At 58.7% G+C, this 5,346-nt stretch carries 3 protein-coding genes; 1 reads left to right on the forward strand and 2 read right to left on the reverse strand.

All coding sequences use genetic code 11. The annotated features are described in order from the left end of the window. Nucleotides 1-69: 69 nt before the first annotated feature. Nucleotides 70-1,251 carry a hypothetical protein gene (locus tag HQL56_17825; GenBank protein MBF0311379.1) on the reverse strand — a complete coding sequence of 394 codons (1,182 nt, stop codon included), beginning with the start codon at nucleotides 1,249-1,251 and terminating at the stop codon, nucleotides 70-72. A gap of 1,026 nt (nucleotides 1,252-2,277) precedes the next feature. After that, a complete protein-coding gene (locus tag HQL56_17830) occupies nucleotides 2,278-3,015 on the reverse strand; it encodes a methyltransferase domain-containing protein (protein ID MBF0311380.1) in 738 nt (245 codons plus the stop codon). Nucleotides 3,016-3,339: 324 nt separating this feature from the next. On the opposite strand from HQL56_17830, the gene larE reads away from it, so the two are divergent. Beyond that, entirely contained in the window at nucleotides 3,340-4,179 is an 840-nt protein-coding gene (gene larE, locus HQL56_17835) for an ATP-dependent sacrificial sulfur transferase LarE (GenBank protein MBF0311381.1), read from the forward strand. Nucleotides 4,180-5,346: the final 1,167 nt, after the last annotated feature.

Raw genomic sequence — 5,346 nt, forward strand, 5'->3', positions numbered from 1 at the left:
GGGGCTCCGCCCCAGACCCCGCCGGGGGGGATAATCCCCCCCGGACCCCCGTATTACTTTCTCACACCCCTACACCTTGAAGAAACTCACCGCATCCGCCAACACATTGGCATTGGCACTCAACTCCTCCGCCGTCGCCGCCATCTCTTCCGAAGCCCCCGCATTCTGCTGAATCACCCGATCCAAAGTCTGAATCGCCTGATTGATCTGCCCCACCCCCTGACTCTGCTCACGAGAGGCACTGGCAATCTCGGCAACCAAAGCCGCCGTCTTCTGAATATCCGGCACCAGCTTGTCGATAATCGCCCCCGCCTGCTCCGCCACCTCCACACTGGAAGCCGACAACTGCCCGATCTCCCCCGCCGCAGTCTGGGAACGCTCCGCCAACTTGCGAACCTCCGCCGCCACCACCGCGAACCCCTTGCCATGCTCCCCGGCCCGCGCCGCCTCAATGGCCGCATTGAGCGCCAACAGATTGGTCTGCCGCGAAATCTCCTCAATGACGGAAATCTTGCCGGCAATCTCCCGCATGGCCACCACCGCGTTCGATACCGCCTGCCCCCCCGCCACCGCATCCTGCGACGCCTGCCGCGAAATGCCCTCAGTCAAACGGGCATTCTCGGTGTTCTGCGTGATGTTGCTGCTCATCTGCTCCATGGCGGAACTGGTCTCCTCAATGGACGCCGCCTGGGAAGAAGCCCCGTCCGCCATCGCCGACGAGGTCGAAGACAACTCCGTACTGCCCGCCTTCACCCCCGATGCCGCCGTCTGCACCGTGCGGAAAGTCTCCCGCAACCGCCCCACCGCCTCATTGAGGTTGCGCGACATGCGGCCGAACTCATCCCCCGAATCAATGGTGCAAACCCGACTCAAATTGCCTTCCGCCAGATTGTGAATGAAGAGGTTCAGCCGATTGACCAGCCCCACCAGATAGCCGCTGAAAAGCCACACCACCGCCACACCCACCAGAAAACCGATCACCCCGAAAATCATGGCGCCACGCGCATCGCTCCGCGCCCGACTGCTGGTTTCGGCCATCAGAGCACGCTCTTTCTCGCCGGCACGGTGCAACGCCTCCTCCACCTGCTGCTTGATGTGCTGAGTGCTTTCCGCCATCTGCTTGCGCTGAACACGGATCACCTCGTCTTCCTTCACCAGCCCCATAAAGGCCTCACGATACTTCTCCAACACCCCGGCCAGAGTCTTCTTGACCGACTCCTCCAGCTCCGACTCCGCCACGCTCTCCAACATTTCGGTCACCGTCTCCTGCAGCGACTTGACATACTTGGCATCGCCGCGCAGTTGATAATCCTTCTCGTGACGTCGGGCCATCAGGTAGTTGCGCCACAAATCCCCCACATAGTGGGCTTTCAGGAAGGCTTCAATACCATGAGCCGTCTCGCTCAGGCGCTTGGCCAACTCCGGAGTGACATCCGCCTTCTTTTCGGCAATCTCCTGCCCGACCTGGGCCATCACCGCCTGATAAGGCCCCAACAGTTCCTTCAGTTTGGCCTTGCTGCCCGGAGCCAGCAGGGAGACCTCGACCTCCTTGCCGAACTCGCTGATGATTTCGGCATGTTTTTCGACATATTTGGCCTCGCGACGCAACCTCAGATCCTTTTCGGCCCGACGCGCCTCCAGGAACATCACCTGCAACATGTCGGTATCGAAATCCTCCAACTGCTTCTCCAGAGTGTGCGCCGCACCGCGCGCCACGCCCTGCAAACCCTCGGCAGGCTGATAACCCTTGCGCTTCCAGGCAGCGGCCAGATCCTGGAAAGCCTTGCCGTACTGAGCCATGCCCTCCCGGATCTTTTGGGCCATCTTGACCCCATCGTCATCACCGGACCCCTGGGCGATGGCCTCGAAACGCCCCACCAGCTCCCCCACCCGGGTCACCTCTTTGGCCACCGCAGTCTCCAGCGCCCCGTCCGGCTGCACCACAAAGCCGGCCTGCGCCTCCCGTGCCTCCAGCAAAGCCACCTGAATGGAGCCGGCCAGAATCTCCTGAGCCACCGCAGTCTGCAACAAGGTCTCGAAACGCTGCGAAACCCCGTCCATGCCACTCTGGTATCGCCAGATCACCCCCAGAAACAACAGCCCCACCACACCAAACCCCAGAAAAAGTTTGGCCTTTATCGAGAGATCATTGACCCGAATTGACATGAGAATTCCTCCATTAATAACACTGAATTTTTGTATTTTATTGGGACAAAATCTCATTATGGAAGAAACCACGCCAAAGGCAATCGATTTTTAATTCAAACCGAACGGCCTTTATTTGATGGCGAGGAAGCCTTCGAAGCAGACGTATTTGAGGATGGTCATGCAATCGACGAAGCCGGCGCGTTTGATGAGGTCGAGGTTGCCCTGGGTGGAGAAGGGGTCGAGTACACCTTTGAGGCTGCGGGATTTGGCGACGATCTCTTCGTTGGAGTAGCCCTGTTCGATTTTGAAATCGGTGTAGATGGCGGACATCATATCCTGGAAGCGGGCGTCTGGGGCGCGGACCTTTTCGAAGAGGAGGAAGCCGCCGCCCCAGTTGAGGGCTTCGTAGATGCGGGAGAAGAGCAGCTGGCGATTGCGGGCGCGGACGAACTGCATGGTATAGTAACAGATGATGAGGTCGGCTTTTTCGAATTCGAGGTCCATGAGGTCGGAGCAGACCAGGGAGACGTTGGGCAGGTTTTCGCAGCGTTCGCGTGCTTTGTCGATCATGGGTTCTTCGCAATCGACGCCGATGAAGCGGACGCGGCGGTTGCCGACGCGCTGGTTGAGGCGTTGGATCAGGGATCCGGTGGAGCAACCGAGGTCGTAGCAGACCGACTGGTCCTGGAGGAGGAAGTCGGAGACCTGGGCGATGAGTTGGTGTCCTTCATCGTAGAGGGGCACGGATCGGGAGACATGGCTGTCGAAGGTTTTGGCCACGTTGCCGCCGAAGCTCCAGTCGGCGTTGCCGGTATAGATATTGTCTCCAACGGGTTTCTTTTCCATGTGACGGCTCTCCGTGCGCATTTTTCGATAGGGCCTGGCAAGGCATTGGCAGACTAATCCATTCTTTCGGCGTTTGCCATGCCGGCTGAAAAATGCCATGGACTTTCCGGCAGGTGAAGGGACAAAATCCCGGATTATACCGTTCGCCGGATCTGTTCAGGTATACGGGGGTTCGGGGGGATAATCCCCCCGATCCCCCGTATGCCGGAACCGATATTTTCACCTCCGGCTTCACCTCGGGCGGATTATGGGTTCGCGGGGCGGAAAGGATTGCGGGACGGCGCGTCTGCAAGTAGCATGGCGGGGGTGGCGGGTTCTATCAACTTTTCGATGTTCTGGTGTGGCGTGACCATTTCCCTGAGCAGTTCCTCCTCGCGATTGGCGGTAGCGGCATATCCGCGTCTGTTCGAGATCTTGAGTGGTTTTGATCATCTGCTGGTGGCCTTTTCCGGCGGGGTGGATTCGACGTGTTTGTTGGCGTCGGCGGTGGTGGTATTGGGGGCGGATCGGGTGGTGGCGTTGACGGCCACGTCGCCGAGTTTATCGCGGCATGAGTTGCAGGAGGCGCAATCGCTGGCCGAGGCGATGGGTGTGGAGCATCGGTTGCGGGAGTCGGCGGAGATGGAGAAGCCCGAGTATGCGGCCAACGACATGGACCGTTGTTATCATTGCAAGCATGCCTTGTTTGATTTGTGTGCGTATGAGTTGATCATGCGGTTGAAGGCTCCGGAGCGGTGGCAGGTGGCGTATGGGGCCAATCAGGATGATTTGGAGGAGTTTCGACCGGGGATGGTGGCGGCGGAGGAGCGGGGCATACGGGCGCCGTTGCTGGAGGCGGGTTTGGGCAAGGGGATGGTAAGGGAGTTGTCGCGGGGGTTGGGTTTGCCGACGGCGGAGAAGGCGGCGTTTGCCTGTTTGTCGTCGCGGTTTCCGCGTTTGGTGCCCATCACGGCGGAGGGTTTGGCGCGGGTGGAGGCGGCGGAGGCGGTATTGCGTGGGGAGGGGTTTTATCAGTATCGGGTGCGGTATCATGGGGAGTTGGCGCGGGTGGAGGTAGGGGTGGAGGAGTTGGCGCGGTGGCAGGAGGAGGGGTTGCAGGAGAAGGTGAGGGTGGGGATATTGGCGGCGGGGTTCGGGCAGGTGGAGTTTGATCCGAATGGATACCGGGCAGGCGGGGCAGGCTGAAAGAGCCCGGTCTGCCTTTTAATATTTTGCCTTTAAGTATCAAAAAAAGGAAATGTTTTGACGTGGTCCTTTAGCCTTTGGCCTTTGACCTGGCCTTCAGCGGGTCGAAGCCCAAAAGAAAGCCCCCCAAGCCTGATCCCGCACCGAACCACAAGAATGCTTCGACCCGCCGGAGGGGGCCAGGGGAGGGATTCATCCTCCCCATCCTTTTTAGCCGCCCCGGAGATCCCGCGCTCATTCAAGCCCCGATCCGAAAGCCCACGTTCGGAGACAATCACACAGGGGACGAGAAAGTCACAGGCTTTTTGTCTCGGGAAAACCCAGGCTTTTGTCCGGGCGGCAGGTTTAAAGATGGGGAGGATGAGACCCTCCCCTGGCCCCCTCCGGCGGGTCGAAGCTCTCTTGACGTTCGGTGCAGGATCAGGCTTGGGCGGCTCTCTTTTGGGCTTCGACCCGCGAAAGGCCAGGTCAAAGGCCAGAGGCTAAAGGCTAAAGGCTAAAGGCCAAAGGCTAAAGGACCACGTCAAAACATTTCCTTTTTTTGATACTTAAAGGCAACATATTAAAAGGCAGATGGCTCCCATGACGCATTGGCTGCTTCTCTGCAAAATTCCCCGGCTTCCGTCCGGGCGGCAGGTTTAAAGATGGGGAGGATGAGACCCTCCCCTGGCCCCCTCCGGCGGGTCGAAGCTCTCTTGACGTTCGGTGCAGGATCAGGCTTGGGCGGCTCTCTTTTGGGCTTCGACCCGCGAAAGGCCAGGTCAAAGGCCAGAGGCTAAAGGCCAAAGGCTAAAGGACCACGTCAAAACATTTCCTTTTTTTGATACTTAAAGGCAACATATTAAAAGGCAGATGGCTCCCATGACGCATTGGCTGCTTCTCTGCAAAATTCCCCGGCTTCCGTCCGGGCGGCAGGTTTAAAGATGGGGAGGATGAGACCCTCCCCTGGCCCCCTCCGGCGGGTCGAAGCTCTCTTGACGTTCGGTGCAGGATCAGGCTTGGGCGGCTCTCTTTTGGGCTTCGACCCGCGAAAGGCCAGGTCAAAGGCCAGAGGCTAAAGGCTAAAGGCTAAAGGCTAAAGGCTAAAGGCTAAAGGCCAAAGGCCAAAGGCCAAAGGACCACGTCAAAACATTTCCTTTTTTTGATACTTAAAGGCAACATATTAAA

It is taken from the genome of Magnetococcales bacterium, assembly GCA_015231925.1.
In the GTDB taxonomy this organism is placed as follows: Bacteria; Pseudomonadota; Magnetococcia; order Magnetococcales; family JADGAQ01; genus JADGAQ01.